This window comes from Micromonospora sp. NPDC005206 (assembly GCF_040608175.1).
GTDB lineage: Bacteria > Actinomycetota > Actinomycetes > Mycobacteriales > Micromonosporaceae > Micromonospora.
In genome coordinates, this window is the sequence record NZ_JBEXHU010000012.1 from 229,925 (window position 1) to 244,716 (window position 14,792).

The window sequence follows — 14,792 nt, forward strand, 5'->3', positions numbered from 1 at the left end:
CGCCGAGCGGGCGACCACCCGTCGGATCACGCGTCGCGCAGCTGCAGCGACAGCAGGCCGATCAGCAGTGCGCCCGCCGCCCACAGGGCCAGGACGCCCAGGCCCTGCCAAGGTCCGATCGTCAGCGACTCCAGTGCCCTCGTCGCCTGGATTTTCAGGCCGGCGGACATCGGTGAGATCCGGTCGATGCGCTTCAGCCACTGGGCGTCCGTGACCACTGCGCTCAGGATCGGCCCGGTGTACAGCAGGATGAGCATCGTGGCGATGGACCCGGCGGTGTCGCGTAACACTGCGGCGACGCCGTAGCTCAGCAGCGCCACCAGAGCGAGGTACAGCATGCTGCCGTACACCGCCCGCAGCGTCGGCTCATCGGCCAGCGAAAGCGAACGGTAGCCGTTGGCGGCGTTGAAGCCGTTGCCGGGCAGGACCTGCCGGGCGACGAGCAGCGCGCCGAGGACGCCGAGCCCGCCGAGGACGACCACCACGCCGGTGAGGACGGCCGCCTTGCTCAGGTACACCCGCCACCGGCGTGGCACCGCAGCCAGGGTAGCGCCGATCGTGCGCGTGCCGTACTCCTCGCTCATCATGAGGACGGCCAGCACGACCACAGCGATTTGGCCGTACCCGGCACCGGTGAGGCTGAGCTTGGGCAGGTCCTCGAAGCAGGTCGACGGCGTCGGGCACCTGGTGATGCTGGCCGCGGCCGTGACCACCGCGCCGATGCCGACGGTACCTCCGACGGCGGCGAGTACCAGCCAGACCGTGCTCGTCACCGTCCGCAGTTTCGTCCATTCCGCGCGGACCGCGTCCAGCGTGCTCATGCGTCCCTCCGGCGGACCAGCCACAGCGCCACGACCAGCATCGCCACCGCGTACGCGCAAACGACGGCGAGCCCGGCCCAGGGTTGGTCGTAGGCGCAGCCGTCCTGCGGCAGGCAGATGCGCGACACGTGGTCGTAGTGCGGGGTCGTCTGTTGAATCGTGAACCCGGCGGCCGGTGTCAGTCGCATCAGCCATGTTCCAACCGCTCCCGGCAGGCCGGTGGCGAGCAGCTGCGGCAGGAGGAGAAGCACGATGACGGTGGCGACCGCGCCCGCGGCACGACGCAGCACGGTGCCGAGCGCCAGGCCGAAGACCGCGATCGCGGTCAGCACGACGGCGGTGCCGATGACCGCCCGCAGCACCGCTGGATCGGTCAGTGACCAGTCCGGATACCTGGGGGGCAGGTAACCGTTCCGCCGCTGGATCGGTCCGACGACGAGCAGCGCGGTGACCGCGGCCACCAGTCCGAGGACGAACGCGACCGCGCTGACGACCAGCGCCTTGGCTGCCAGGACCCGCCTTCGTCCCGGAGTTGCCATGAACGTTGTGCGCAGCATGCCGTGCCGGTGCTCGGCGGTGACGAACAGGACCGCCACCGCGACGGTCGCGACCAGACCGACGGGAATGCCGGTGAGGCCCTGCGCGACGGTGTCCTCCGACGTCGTTCGCGGCGCGACGTCGCCGGTACCGGTGAGCGTCAACCGGTCGCCGACCCATGCGGCGCCGGGCGACGTGGCCGTTGACTCCTTGATGTCCGGTACGGGGGCGTCGTTGATTTCGTCGTCCTGCCAGCCGCGCCCCGGCTCGCCGGGCTCGGCGCCTGGTGCGCCGACGGGCTCCAGGGTGGGCCGCTCGAACATCGCTCGGGTGAAGGTCGGGAGTTGGACGACGCTGCCGCTGCCGAACTGCCGCTGCACCAGGAACGCGGGCGGTGAGGTGACGAATGGCCCGACCTCGACGGTCTGCGGCAGGCCGGCCACGGTCACCGTCCCGACCGGCGTCCAGGAAACGCCGTCCGCCGACTGGAACGCGCTGATCGTCGCGCCGACCCGGGTGAGCCGGAGCCAGGTCGGCGCGCCGACGGCGGGGCCGGCGACGTCGGTCGTGAAGTTCGACTGCAGCCGGACACCGTGCCCGGCGGTCACCATCACCGCGGCGTAGCGCGCTCCGGGCCGCACGCCATCCTTGATCATGAGCCCTGCCTTGGTCCACGTGGGCAGCTCGATCTGCTTGTCCTGTGCGTCATCCTGAGAAGCACGGAAGTCGAGGGATGTCTCGCTGACCCGGGTGGTCACGCTGCCGTCGCCGGTGAGCGGGCGGTGCACGAAGTGAAACCGGTCCTGCACCCAGGTGCCGTCAGGGCCCGCGACGATCGAGTCCGGGTTGCCGGGTCCGCTGCCCGCGGCGGCCAGCAGGCTGACGAGAACGGTCAACACCGGCGCGGCCAGCAGGGCGAGCGTCCAGCGACGGACCGAGCGCAGCTTCGTCCACTCGGACAGCAGGAGCCGTCCGAAGCCGGGGTGCCCGGGGCCCGGTATCGGGTCCGCGCCGTGGTGCACAGTGGTCATCGGGCATCCCGCCCGTCACGTCCGCCGGTGGCGGCCCCGAACTCGACCGCGTCGCGGGTCAGTTCCATGTACGCCTCTTCAAGGGACGCCCGGTGCGCGGACACGCCGGTGAACGTCACCCCGCGGCGGGTGAGCAACTCGACGACGCGTTCGACCGGCAGCCCGGAAACGATCACCGTCTCCCCGTCGGTGATGGCGGCGAGCGCGCCCGCGTCGGCGAGCGTCGTCATGGCCTCGGTGCGCATGCCCGTCCGTACCGCGACCCGGTCCCCGGACGCCGTAGAGACCATCTCCCGAACGGTCGTGTCCGCCAGCAGACGGCCGCGGCCGACCACCAACAGGTGATCGGCGGTGTCCTCCAGTTCGCTCATCAGGTGGCTGGAGATCAGGACCGCGCGGCCCTGGTTGGCCAGCGACCGCAGCAGGCCGCGGATCCACTGGATGCCCTCGAGGTCGAGTCCGTTGATCGGCTCGTCGAAGATGACCACGGCCGGGTCACCGAGCAACGCGGCGGCGATGCCGAGACGCTGCCGCATGCCGAGGGAGAACCCGCCGACCGTCCGCTTCGCGACCGTCGCGAGCCCGGCCAAGTCGAGTACCTCGTCGACGCGCCGAGCCGGGATGGCGTTGGACCGGGCGAGCCAGAGCAGGTGGTTGCGGGCGCTACGCCCCGGGTGCGCTGCGGACGCGTCGAGCAGCGCGCCGACCGTGCGCAGCGGCCTGGTCAGCGTTCGGTACGGCCGGCCACCGACCAGCGCAGTGCCCTCGTCGGCCGTGTCGAGGCCGAGGATGATCCGCATCGTGGTGGACTTGCCCGCGCCGTTCGGCCCGACGAACCCGGTCACCATGCCGGACTCGACGGTGAACGACAGGTCGTCGACGGCCACCGTCGAGCCGTACCGTTTGCGCAGCCCACGCACCTCGATCGTCACGCCGGGGCTGCACGGGGGAGACTCGGTCATGGCAGTAACGCTAGGCGGCCGGCGCGGCCCGGTCGTCCCCGTACGGAGCCGTCTTCCGGGACCGGGCCCGGGTGACATCGCGGCGGCGGCTCCCCCGCGCGGGGGACGGACACCGGGGGACGCGGTGGATCGGCTGGGCGGCGAGAATGGTGGCATGCGGGGCGAAACGCACGGGCGGACGGCTGCCGCCGTCGGGTGGTTCGTCGGACGGGTCACCAGCCTGCCCGAGTTGCCGGCGGCCGCCGCGGCGCTGCTCGGCTTCGCCGCGATGGTCGAGACCGTCCTGCGCGACGCGGTTTCCAGTGCCCTGCTGCCGGCCGCGCTACTCCTCGCCGTCTGCGCCACCGCGCCGGTGGCACTACTGCGGAGTCGGCCGGTGTCGGCCACCGTGATCACAACGGCGGCGGCAACGCTCACGCTCGCGTTGTACCCGCGGCCGCCGATCGCGGTGCTCGTCGCCGAGGTCGCCGCGCTGTACCTGGTAGGGCGGCGCCGTCGGGCCACCGTGTCCGGCTGGTTCCTACCGCCGTTCGCCGTCTACGCGCTCCTCGGCCCGCCGGGCGGCGGCGTCGACGGGCGGATGTTCGCCTTCGCCGTCGCGGCGGCGACAGTCGGGGCGGCCGGCGCGGGTGCCGCCGTGCGGGCCCGGGCTGAGGCCGCGGTCCGCGACGAGTCCAGCCAGGCGACGGAAAAGGCCCTGCTCGCGTACGCGGCGCGGGGCGAACGCGCCCGCATCGCCCGCGAGCTGCACGACGTCGTGGCTCACCACATATCGATGATCGCGGTGCAGGCGGAGACGGCTCGGCTGACCACACCGGGCCTGCCGCCCGACGGAGCGAAACGCCTCCTCGCGATCGGCGACACGGCGCGGGCGGCGCTCACCGAGATGCGTCGGCTCCTCGGGGTCCTGCGCGACGATACCGAGGAGCCCGGGGTGACCGGCCAGCCCCGCACCCCTCAGCCCGGCCTGCGGCAGCTGACCGAACTGCTCGACGAGGCACGCAACTCGACCGGGGCGGGCGCGCGACTGCTCGTGCGCGGCCGGGTCATCCCGCTCGATCCGGGGGTGCAGCTCACCACGTACCGGATCGTGCAGGAGGCGTTGACCAACGTCCGCCGGCATGCGCCTGGCGCCGCCGTCGACGTCGAACTGGCGTACACGAGCGATGCGCTGCGCGTGCGCGTCCGTGACAACGGCCCCGGGCCGGCCCCCGGACGGGCCGCCAAGGTCGGACACGGCCTGCTCGGCATGCGCGAGCGGGTCGCCACCGTCAACGGCGAGCTGTGGACCGGTCCGACGCCGACCGGCGGCGGCTTCCTGGTCGACGCGGTACTGCCGTTGCCCAAGGAGGCGACCGCGGTCCCGGGTGCGGATCACCGACGCGCCGCAACCGTCGTCGAGTCGGCCGGGGCGGACGGATGAGCGGGCCGGTGCGGGTCGTCGTCGCCGACGACCAGGAGGTCGTCCGGGCCGGCTTCGCCGCACTCCTCGACACACAGCCGGACTTCACGGTGGTCGGCAGCGCCGCCGACGGCGCGGAGGCGGTGCGGATCTGCCGGGAGCGGCGGCCCGACGTGGTTCTCATGGACGTGCGGATGCCGGTGATGGACGGCATCGAGGCCACCCGGCACCTCGCCGCCGCCGGCGGACCCCGTGTCCTCATCCTGACCACGTTCGACCTCGACGAGCACGTCTACGACGCCCTCGGCGCCGGGGCGAGCGGTTTCCTGCTCAAGGACGTCACCGCCGAGCGACTGTTCGACGCCGTCCGGGTCGTCGCGGCCGGCGAGGCGCTCCTCGCGCCGACGGTGACCCGGCGGCTGATCGGCGAGTTCGCGCGGATACGCCCGCGACCGCCCCGGCCCCTCACCCCGCTCGGCGTGCTCACCCCACGGGAGACCGAGGTGCTGCGACTGCTCGCCGAAGGCCTGTCCAACCCGGAGATCGCGGAGCGGCTCGTGGTGGGCGACGAGACCGTCAAGACGCACGTGAGCCGGCTGCTGGGCAAGCTGGGCCTGCGGGACCGGGCGCAGGCGATCGTCGTCGCCTACGAGACCGGGCTGGTCATCCCGCGCGGCAACCCGGGCTGACCGGCCCGTGCAGGCCCGCGGCCACCGTGGCCGGTGTAGCTGGCCGCGAGAGACGAGCCGGCCTCCGATGAGAAGTCACAAATCAGTCGTACTTTGGACCGATCTGGAGTCGCACCACCGTTCGTACGATGGTCCTATGCACTCTCGCCTGCACGCTGTGTTGGCCGAGCCACGTGTGCCACATGCTCCGTCCCGTGTGTGGCGCGACTGGGCGTTGATCGCCGTCCTGGCTCCGGCGATCGTGGTGGAAGGGGTCTTTTGGCCTGATCTGCCGTGGCGGGTGGGCTGCGTCGTCGTCGCGCTCGCGCTGCTGCCCACACTCCTGTGGCGGCGTACGGAGCCGCTCGCGATGGTGGCGATCGCGTTCGGCTTCACGACGGTCGGCCCATTCGTGCTGCCCGGCGATGCCTGCCAGATGTTCACGGCGAGCTTCCTGGTCCTGCTGGTCTCCGCAATGTTCCGCTGGGGCTCCGGCCGGGATGCCGTGATCGGTTCGTTCTTCGTGGTCGCCAAGGTGGTCGCCGCTGGCCTGGCCGGCTCTATCAATGGCGGCGAACTGGTCGCCGGCTTCGCGGTGATGTTCGCCGCCGCCACGCTGGGCACCGCGATCCGCTTCCGCGCCGCCGCCCTGCTGCGCGAGCTCGATCAGGTGAAGCTGTTGGAGCGCGAGCGGCTCGCCCGTGACCTGCACGACACGGTGGCCCACCACGTGTCGGCGATGGCGATCCGCGCCCAGGCCGGCATCGCCGCCTCGGCGAGCCAGCCCGGCGCCGCCGTCGAGGCGCTCCGCGTCATCGAGGCCGAGGCGTCCCGTGCGCTTGCCGAGATGCGCGCGATGGTCCGCGTCCTGCGCCGCAACCAGCCCGCCGACCTGGGACCCAGCCCGCAGGTCGCCGACATCGAGCGGCTCGCCGGCCGCTTCCGCACCGGGCCGGCCGTCGACGTGGACTTCCGCGGCGATCTCGGCGACCTTCCGCCCACGGTCGGCTCCGCGCTCTACCGCCTGGCTCAGGAGTCGGTCACCAATGCCCGTCGCCACGCCCGCCACGCTACCCGCATCGAGGTCAGCGTCGCGGCCGACGACACCTCCGTACGCCTGCGGGTCAGCGACGACGGCGACGCCGGCGCCGCCCGCCCGACCGGCTCGCCCGGTTTCGGCCTGGTGGGCATGATGGAGCGCGCCGACCTGCTCGGCGGCACCTGCGAGGCCGGCCCCAATCGCGACCGTGGGTGGACCGTCACGGCCGTGCTCCCGCGCGAGGGGGCCGGCGCGTGACGGTACGCGTGCTCGTCGCGGACGACCAGGAGATCGTCCGTACCGGCCTCACCATCATCCTGAACACTCAGCCCGGCATCGAGGTCGTCGGTGGGGCTGGCGACGGCCGTCAGGCGGTCGAGCTCGCCCAGCGACTCCGCCCCGACGTGTGTCTCTTCGACATTCGCATGCCCGGCATGGACGGCATCGAGGCCACCCGGGCGCTCGCCGGGCCATCGGTCCCGGAGCCGCTCGCCGTGGTCGTCATCACGACCTTCGACCTCGACGAGTACGTGTACGCGGCACTGCGTGCCGGCGCCCGCGGCTTCCTGCTCAAGGAGGCTGGCCCCGACCTGCTCAGCCAGGCCGTGCACGCGGCCGCCAACGGGGATGCGCTGATCGCGCCGAGCGTCACCACGCGGCTGCTGAAGGCGTTCGCCGACGCGGGTCCAGCCGCGCCGCCGAAGCAGCCCATCGAGGCGCTCACCGACCGGGAGGAGCAGGTACTGGTCGCCGTCGCGCGGGGACGCACCAACAAGGAGATCGCCGACGAGCTCTACATCACGTTGAGCACGGTCAAGTCGCACATCACCAGCCTGATGACCAAGCTCGGTGTGCGTAACCGGGTCGAGGTGGCGATGTGGGCGTACGAGACCAACCGCCGTCGGACGCGTTGGTGACCGGCACAAGTACGACGACCGCGTACGACCATGGGCCGGCCCGATTGCGGCCCATGTGCCGATGAGCCGGGGCGGGTGCCGCGTCCACCATCGATGGCATGACGATGCGCGAGTGGCGGCTACCGGCCGCGTTGATCCTGCTGGGCCTGATACCGATGATCGCTGGTGCGGGACGGCTCACCGAGCTGGGCACCGGACCGGAGGTCACCCCGGCGAACGCTCGCTTCGTCGCCGACCCGCTGCCGGTGGTGCTGCACATCGTCGGCGCGGTGGTCTACACGACTCTCGGAGCCTTCCAGTTCGTACCCGGCCTGCGCCGTCGCCGCTGGCACCGCCTCGCCGGCCGGGTGCTTGTCCCCTGCGGACTGACGGTCGCGCTCTCCGGCGTCTGGATGGCGTTCGCGTACGACCTTCCGGCCCATGACAACGACGTGCTCGCCGGCATGCGGCTCGTCTTCGGCTCGGCCATGGCCGGCTCGATCCTGCTCGGCCTCGCCGCCGCGCTACGCCGGCACTTCGCCCAGCACCGCCGCTGGATGGTGCGCGGCTACGCGATCGGCCTCGGCGCCGGCACCCAGGCGTTCACGCACGCGCCGTACCTTGTCGCGACCGGCGAACAGCCCGATGGGAACGTTCGCGCCGGCCTGGTGCTCGCCGGTTGGTTGATCAACCTTGCCGTGGCCGAGTGGTACCTGCGTCGTCCGGCCCGCGCAACGTCGTCTCGACCGGCTCGTCAGCCGCGTGCTGCTGCCCGATGACATCGTCCGACGGCGACCCCGGGGACGACGAGCCGAATCCGCCGGCCACTTGGCTGCCGCCGCTACGAGCCGACCGCCAGTCGTAGTCCGAGCGCGACGAACGCGACCGCGCAGACTCGGTTGATCCGCCGCGGCCAGCGGCCGTCGGCGAGGCGGCCGGCGAGTCGCCCGGCGCCCGCGCCCAAGGCGATGTCGACCGTGAGCTGCACCGTGACGAACAGCGCGCCAAGGAGCACCAGCTGGGCGGTGGTGTTGCCCGCCGCCGGATCGACGAACTGGGGCAGGAACGCCACGCTGAACAAAATCATCTTGGGGTTGAGCAGGTTGGTGACCAGTCCACGCAGGAAGGCGCGCCCGGCACGACCACCGGGCTGCGACGCATCGGAAGCCGAAGTGCCGGCGCCACGCAGGGCCTGCACCGCGAGGATGATCAGGTATGCCGCGCCAAGCCAGCGGATTGCCGTGAACAGCACCGGCGAGGCTGAGATCACCGCGGCGAGACCGCAGACGACCGCCGCCACATGCACCGCCTCCCCCGCGGCGACGCCGAGCGCGGCCACCACCCCGGCGCGAGTGCCGTAGCGGGTGGCGTTGGCCAGCACGAACATCATGTCCGGGCCGGGAGTCACCATGAGGACGACGATCGCGGCCAGGTAGCCGGCCAATGCCGGCACGGAGAGGCCGAGCACGTCTCAGCCCTCCCCGGCGCCGTCAAGCAGCGCCCGCCTCAGAGTCAACCGGTGCTCCCGGCGGATCTCCGCCTCTCGGTACCGGCGCCGGTCTCCGTCGGTTTCCGGCAGCAGCGGCGGCACCGTACGCGGCTGGCCGTTGTCATCGATGGCGACCATCACCAGGTGCGCGGTGGCCACGTCGGTGGGCGGCACCGCCCGGTCCCACCGGTCAGCGGTCACCTTGACCGCAACCTCCATCGAGCTGCGCCCGGCCCACGTGATGCGAGCGTCCACATGGACCACGTCGCCAACCCGGACCGCCCGGAGAAACGCGGTCTCGTCGATGGCGGCGGTGACGGCCGGTCCGTCGGAATGGCGGGCGGCGACCACCCCGGCGACGGAGTCGATGAGGTTGAGGATCCGGCCACCGTGCACCGTACCCATGAGGTTGGTGTGGTGCTGATCCATGATCTGCGACAGGGTCAGGTGTGACGCCGACGGCGCTCGGCCGGCGATCGTGGCGGTGTCGTGCACAGCGGTAGTCCGTCCCTCGGGAAACCACACCGTCGGAACGCGGACACACGCTGACGAGCACGCACCCACGCACAGCGCGCGCGGCACGTCACCCGCCCAGCCCACCCGCGAGGCCGACGGCAGCGCACACGGTTGTGTACGCGGCACGGGCAGGTCTTCGGACTCGCGGGCATGGCCGGCTGCGCCGGTCTCCTACTGGCCGTCGCTTCCCAGGCCTCTGGCCCAGTGCTGATGACGGCGGTCGTTCCCACTCACCGCTGCGGGGCAGTCCCGGACTCACACCGGGTTCCCTCTTACGACGCCCAGCCAGTCACGACCGGGCGAACCAGCGCCGTCAGGAGCATAGCGGGTCCGCGACGCAGCCCAACCAACGCGACCGCGAGGCAGAGCGGGCGTCGTCATCCACATGATGAAGATATTCAAATTCGTGGTCTTCTTTGACCGCACGCAACTGCCCCTCGTCCTGGGCGTCGACCACCACGTACCTGGCGCGTACGCCGCGGCCGCGCCGCCACCGGCGCAGACCCGGGCAGCGACCAGGCCATTCGAGGTGTCGCTGACCGGCACCGGGTTGATCCAGCGACACCATTCGCGCGTACCGGTGACCGGGGGCCGCGAAAGGCGTCCCGTACGCTCACCCGAACACCTACTACAACCCGTCGTATTGTTTGGCCGCGGATGTCGTAGCCCTTGACGCCGGCGGCACCGGACACGGAGGTACCAGGTGACGGATGGTGACGAAATTACCGCGTGGGCCCTCGCGGCGGGTCGGGGCGACCATGACGCGGCAGCTCGGTTCATCCGCGCCACGCAGCAGCAGGTCCGGCGTTTCCTCGCCGCGCCCGCTGTTGCGGGAACTGTCGCAGCCGGATTCTAGGCTGGCGTCGTGAGCATGAACGGCAACTGGATGCGCGTTTCCCCGGACGAACTGGAATGTGCCAGGACCAACCTCGGCTGGGCCTACGAGATCGCGATGACGGAACGGGACGACAACTCCGGACGCTGGACCGCCACCGACAAGGCATGGAACGGGCTCGACTTCCTACTCGACCGGCTTGGCTTCGGGATTCCGCTGGTCCTGGGAGCCGAGAGGTTCGTGGAGTTGCCAGACGTCGAACCCGACAGCGACGAGATGTTCGACTTCCTCGAAAACCTCGAGGACGACTGGGGCTACGGGCCGCCCTCCTATCTGACACCGGTCCAGGTAGCGGGTGCTGCCTCGCAACTGGCCGCACTCACCGAAGACGATCTCATCCGCGGCGTCGACCCGCAGGAGTTGAAGCGCGCCGAGATTTACCCTGGAACCTGGGAAAAACCCGGCGAGCTGGCGTGGGTGGCGCACTATCTGCCAGGCGCCCGAAGCTTCTTCGCCGCAGCCGCCAAAGACGGCGATGCGGTGATCTGCTGGCTCGACTGAACGCACGCTCATCGGCATAGGGTGCGTCAGGGCCAGTCACGTGACGGCGATAGCCGACCCCTTCGGGTCCGCCGAAGAGGTCACCGCAGCGGATGCGCTGGTCATGGCGCGGTGGTCTTCGGCGGCCCCGTCGGCGCGGCAACCCCGACAACCATGCCCTGATGTCCGCACCGGCTGGGATCACATCAAGGTTGTCGAGTTGTTGAGGCGGTACTCCATCCACGCCACCGAGACTTCCACGCCGCCCGGTAGCGCGTATCGGCCCAGTTCCACGCGCCAGGCATCCTCCAGGTTGGTGGATATCCGGGGGCCGATGACGTCGGGTCTGGTGTCCGCGAATTGACGGAGGACACGGCGGGGAAGAGTGATCTTCCCTCGCCCGCGCAGGGTCGACTCGCCGACATCCCGGCACACCAGGTAGTCGAGATTCGGCTGGGCCCCGATCTCCTTCGCTCCCCCGCGGGCGGGAGCTAGGCCCGTCACCGCGAGTGCGTCCATGAAGGCGATCAGGGGTGCGGCGAGACCGTCGTCGGTGCCCGCGGCCCGCCAGGAGAACCAGAGTGGGATGCGGTCATTCCCCTCGTGTCGAACGAGCATGGTCGGCCCGGTGAGGACCTGATAGTCGCCTGCGCGGTCAGTCAGGCCGGTGAGCTTGTCAAGGCCGGGCTTGCCATTGCCGTTTCCCGTCACCAGCGGCAGGATCTCGGGGAGCAACTCCTGCGGAGCACTGGTCCGGCCCTCCATGTCGTCCCCGCCCGCCGATCGGACACGACGGCGCAGGTCGCTCTCGAACTCCTGGGTTCCTCCGGGTGGGAGCCGGTTGACGGCGAGTTGCAGGTGGATGAAGGCGAGGTCGTCCAGCGAGATGATCGAGCAGGCCAGCACGCCCAGTTCGGGGAACTCGCGAAGGTACGACATGATCGCGCTGGTCGATCCGACGCGGGCGGGTCCGACGAAGGTGATGGGCAGGGAACACCGCGGTTCCACGTCGTCCCATCGGGCCCGGGCCGCGTACTTCTCGGCCCTCGACCGGTCGTGCGGGCGGACCAGATACCAGTTGCCTTGCCGGTGGCCCGGCCGGATGTCGGCCCGCCAGAACCCGTAACCGCGTTTGCCGGCGAACTCCGCGAACGCCTCGGAGAGCTTGAGGCGCCGTTCGGCGCCGGCACGTCGGAGCGCCATGGCGAAACGCACCGCGACGACGGACGGTACCGGCCATTCCCCGTCGTCGGGCCGAGCGGGCAGCTGAACCGGGCCCTGCACGGACAGTAGAGGTGCCTTGTGCTCGGCGGCGATCCTCGATACCTCCGCGATCAACTCGGCGATCGCCCGACTCTGGAAGCTCGACCGCCGGGTGGTCTTCTCCTGAATCAGGATGAGGCCCTCGAACTTCTGCCCCGACTCGTAGATGAAGGTCGGGTTGGGCCACGCGGTGCCCTGGAAGACCCACGAGTCGGACGACCGGTCATCGACTCTGAGTGCCACCGGAAGATCGCTGCCCCGGCGCCGACGCTGCATACCCTGCGGGAGTGCGCCGACGTACGTCCCGATGACCAGCCCGACCCCGTGCGCGGCGGCGGAGAGGGTCTCGCGCGGAGTCTGGCCCGGTGGTGGCGGCGCTTCGCGGCTGCCGTTCGCCACGCCATGGTCGGGTTGCGGTAGCGGAGACCGGCCGGCAGCAACCCGGTCGTCGAACAGGTCACGAAGGTAGCCGCCCCGATCCAGGACGTGGTGCACCTCGAAGTTCACCTGCATCAGGGACTGCCTCGCCATCAGAAATCCAGCTCGGGCGAGATCGGCCAACGCGGCGGGGGAGGCTTCTTCTTCGTCACTCATGATGCCATCCAGTCGATTGGAAAACGGCGTCCGTCGGCACTGGCTTGGCGGCCGGCGTAAGAAGCCATCTCGGAGCGGACAGGCGCGCGGGTGCGAGGTCGCGGTGCTTGGCAAGGCGCCGGTGCAGGATTGCCGCCGCCAGAAGCGGAAGCGCCGTCGTCAGGGCGAGCATCCCGCCCAGCGCGGAGCCGTGGACGTCGGTGGCGATGACCGCGGAGGCTCCCACGGCCGACGCGATGGACAGGTGCGCCAGGCGCCGGGACTGTCGTCGAAGGTGCCCGAGAATCGTGTGTCGCATCGGGAGGTCGAGCCTCGTGTAGAGGAATCCGGGCACCAGCAGAAGTACCGCGACCACCGCGTCCGCGTTAGAGGAACCGTTGGCGAAACGGCCGTAGGGCCACGGACTTCCCGCGAGCAGAGCGCCGACGAGGTAGATCGTGGTGGCCACGGCGAGCGCGAAGGCGATGACGCTGCCTGGGCGCACCCCGGTCGCGTCTCGCAGGGTCAGCGTGCAGGTCACGGAGGTGTGTTCGCCGTCGGACGATCGGGGTGAGGTGCGCCGCCAGTAGGCGTGCGCCCGGCTGCTCGCCTGGTCGTTCTCCACGGAGAAGTCGGAACCGAGCTGCTGTGCTTCGATCTCGTCGGCCGCCTGATCGAGATTGTCGGCGGTCAGGGTGGGGTTGGTCAGCAGGGGCGCCTCGATCCTGTCCTGCTCGTTGACCAGCGGCTCAGCCGACAGGTAGAGGTCCGCCAACCGGCTGCTGCCCCGAAGCGCGGCGTCCGTCATCTCCAGCCCAGCCTGGCTGGCGTCCCATCGCCGGGATCGGAGAAGTTCGGAGAGGCGACCCAGCGCTGACTGCAGTTCGAGTTCCAGCAGGCGGGCCTCGGTCTGCCGCCCCGGCTTGTGCCTGCGTTGCCGGTCCGCGAGGGCGCGCAGATCCGCGGTCAACTCCGTCGCGTTCGCCTCGTCCACGTCGGTCACGAGAGACATCGCCTCGATATGGACGCCGGGCTCGGTTTCGGCGACCACATGGTAGGAGCGCAGGCTCGCGGGGATCCGCGCCAGGTACTGGATGCGGTAACGGGCCGAAGTCGAGCGGGACCAGACGCTGGCGCGGTCGGCGGCGCGGCCCTGCTCGCTCAGATGTACCGGCGCGTCGTAGCTCAGCAGGTGGTCGTCCTTGGTCAGGTCGAGGGCGGTGACCAGGAGGTAGTTGTTGAGGGCCACGTCGAGCAGGTCCGCGTACGACTCGAGCTGCGGCTCGTACTGGCGCAGCACGGACACGACGAGTTCTCGGCAGTCGTGGGCTTCGGAGGCGCCGGCTGGCGGGGGCCGAAGGATGCGGTGCTCGCCCTGCTCGACGTCACCCAACGGCCTGCTGCGTTCGGTCAAGAGCGCGAGCAGGGCGGCCTGGAGCAGCCATCGGGCCTGTTCCTCGCGGAGTAGCCGGCTCACGTTGGACGGTTGGCGCGACTCCGGCCGGCTGGACAGGATGCCCTTCAACAGTCGGTACAGACCCGACGCGAGCAGTCGGGACGTCTCGTACTGGGTCAGTCGGGGAAGTTTGTTCCCGGCCGCGTCAACGACGTCGATCGGCGAGACGCTCAACCTCGAGATGCGCGTCACCGGTACCCAGATGGTGGGCGTAGCGGGTTGCTCCTGTTCCGGGTCGCGGGCGCTGCGGCTGCTGAGGCGTTGGAACAGGTGGCTGGCCTCGCGCTGGCTCGGGTCCAGCAGGCTCAACCGGACGTCCACCTCGGTGGTCCTGCTCGCCACGCCGTGCTCGACGAAGGAGAGCCGTTCGGTGAGCCGGCGAATGTGGTTCTGCCGCAACGCCATGTCGAGGAAGGCGAGACCTACGGCGGCCCCCTCGCGGGACAGCGGGGGCGGCGCCCCCGGCACCGGCACGGTCCGGATCGCCTGCACTAGCGACGGCATACGCGGTGACTGGACCGGCTCGGGACCCACGCCCTCGGTGTCGCCGCGCTGCGCTGGGATACGGGACATCGACCCGGCCGGTGCGACCAGCTCGGATACCTTCCTGGTGCGAATGATCTCCATCCGTCCTCCCTGCTGACGTCCGGGCCACCCCTTGCCAACCAACACCGAATCCATGGCGAAATGACCGCGACTCGACCTGGAGCTTTCACTCGGATATTGGCGGTCCTGGTTGGGCGGTCAGTCAAAGGTACGTTCAG

13 protein-coding genes, 1 pseudogene and 1 riboswitch are annotated in these 14,792 nt (G+C 70.7%); of the genes and pseudogenes, 7 read left to right on the forward strand and 7 right to left on the reverse strand.

Annotated elements, in window-relative coordinates; translation table 11 throughout:
• Window positions 1–26: 26 nt before the first annotated feature.
• The 3 genes from ABZU69_RS20165 to ABZU69_RS20175 are packed head-to-tail and all read right to left on the reverse strand — an operon-like array spanning window position 27 to window position 3,351.
• Window positions 27–821, reverse strand: a complete 795-nt coding sequence (locus ABZU69_RS20165) for an ABC transporter permease (protein WP_354965862.1) — start codon at window positions 819–821, stop codon at window positions 27–29.
• Entirely contained in the window at window positions 818–2,389 is a 1,572-nt protein-coding gene (locus tag ABZU69_RS20170; RefSeq protein ID WP_354965863.1) for a hypothetical protein, read from the reverse strand. Before ABZU69_RS20170 ends, ABZU69_RS20165 begins: the two co-directional genes overlap by 4 nt.
• Complete coding sequence (locus ABZU69_RS20175) at window positions 2,386–3,351, reverse strand: ATP-binding cassette domain-containing protein (protein ID WP_354965864.1); 966 nt, start codon at window positions 3,349–3,351, stop codon at window positions 2,386–2,388. Before ABZU69_RS20175 ends, ABZU69_RS20170 begins: the two co-directional genes overlap by 4 nt.
• A gap of 154 nt (window positions 3,352–3,505) precedes the next feature.
• Between ABZU69_RS20175 and ABZU69_RS20180 the strand changes: the two genes are divergently transcribed.
• The 5 genes from ABZU69_RS20180 (at window position 3,506) to ABZU69_RS20200 (ending at window position 8,135) form a co-directional block, all read left to right on the forward strand.
• Complete coding sequence (locus ABZU69_RS20180) at window positions 3,506–4,774, forward strand: sensor histidine kinase (RefSeq protein WP_354965865.1); 1,269 nt, start codon at window positions 3,506–3,508, stop codon at window positions 4,772–4,774.
• Window positions 4,771–5,442 (forward strand): response regulator transcription factor, encoded by a 672-nt coding sequence (locus ABZU69_RS20185; RefSeq protein WP_354965866.1) that lies wholly within the window; start codon window positions 4,771–4,773, stop codon window positions 5,440–5,442. Before ABZU69_RS20180 ends, ABZU69_RS20185 begins: the two co-directional genes overlap by 4 nt.
• A 196-nt stretch (window positions 5,443–5,638) precedes the next feature.
• Entirely contained in the window at window positions 5,639–6,718 is a 1,080-nt protein-coding gene (locus tag ABZU69_RS20190; protein ID WP_354965867.1) for a sensor histidine kinase, read from the forward strand.
• Window positions 6,715–7,377: a response regulator transcription factor gene (locus ABZU69_RS20195; protein ID WP_354965868.1), complete on the forward strand. Its 663-nt coding sequence runs from the start codon at window positions 6,715–6,717 to the stop codon at window positions 7,375–7,377. Before ABZU69_RS20190 ends, ABZU69_RS20195 begins: the two co-directional genes overlap by 4 nt.
• Window positions 7,378–7,475: 98 nt before the next feature.
• Window positions 7,476–8,135: a DUF2306 domain-containing protein gene (locus ABZU69_RS20200; RefSeq protein ID WP_354965869.1), complete on the forward strand. Its 660-nt coding sequence runs from the start codon at window positions 7,476–7,478 to the stop codon at window positions 8,133–8,135.
• A 62-nt stretch (window positions 8,136–8,197) separates the two neighbouring features.
• On the opposite strand, the gene ABZU69_RS20205 is transcribed toward ABZU69_RS20200, so the two are convergent.
• Together ABZU69_RS20205 and ABZU69_RS20210 are read right to left on the reverse strand one after the other, a co-directional pair.
• Window positions 8,198–8,824: a LysE family translocator gene (locus ABZU69_RS20205; RefSeq protein WP_354965870.1), complete on the reverse strand. Its 627-nt coding sequence runs from the start codon at window positions 8,822–8,824 to the stop codon at window positions 8,198–8,200.
• A 3-nt stretch (window positions 8,825–8,827) separates the two neighbouring features.
• Window positions 8,828–9,340, reverse strand: a complete 513-nt coding sequence (locus ABZU69_RS20210) for an acyl-CoA thioesterase (protein WP_354965871.1) — start codon at window positions 9,338–9,340, stop codon at window positions 8,828–8,830.
• A gap of 130 nt (window positions 9,341–9,470) precedes the next feature.
• A riboswitch (cobalamin riboswitch) is annotated at window positions 9,471–9,685 on the reverse strand.
• A gap of 379 nt (window positions 9,686–10,064) precedes the next feature.
• Between ABZU69_RS20210 and ABZU69_RS20215 the strand changes: the two are divergent.
• Together ABZU69_RS20215 and ABZU69_RS20220 are read left to right on the forward strand one after the other, a co-directional pair.
• Window positions 10,065–10,181: pseudogene (locus ABZU69_RS20215) on the forward strand (RNA polymerase subunit sigma); the annotation flags it as partial.
• 51 nt (window positions 10,182–10,232) lie between these two features.
• Window positions 10,233–10,757, forward strand: coding sequence for a YfbM family protein (locus tag ABZU69_RS20220; protein WP_354965911.1), 525 nt, complete (start codon window positions 10,233–10,235; stop codon window positions 10,755–10,757).
• 180 nt (window positions 10,758–10,937) lie between these two features.
• On the opposite strand, the gene ABZU69_RS20225 is transcribed toward ABZU69_RS20220, so the two are convergent.
• Together ABZU69_RS20225 and ABZU69_RS20230 are read right to left on the reverse strand one after the other, a co-directional pair.
• Complete coding sequence (locus ABZU69_RS20225; RefSeq protein WP_354965872.1) at window positions 10,938–12,530, reverse strand: hypothetical protein; 1,593 nt, start codon at window positions 12,528–12,530, stop codon at window positions 10,938–10,940.
• 55 nt (window positions 12,531–12,585) lie between these two features.
• On the reverse strand, window positions 12,586–14,655 hold the full coding sequence (locus ABZU69_RS20230) for a hypothetical protein (RefSeq protein WP_354965873.1): 2,070 nt from the start codon (window positions 14,653–14,655) through the stop codon (window positions 12,586–12,588).
• Window positions 14,656–14,792 lie beyond the last annotated feature (137 nt).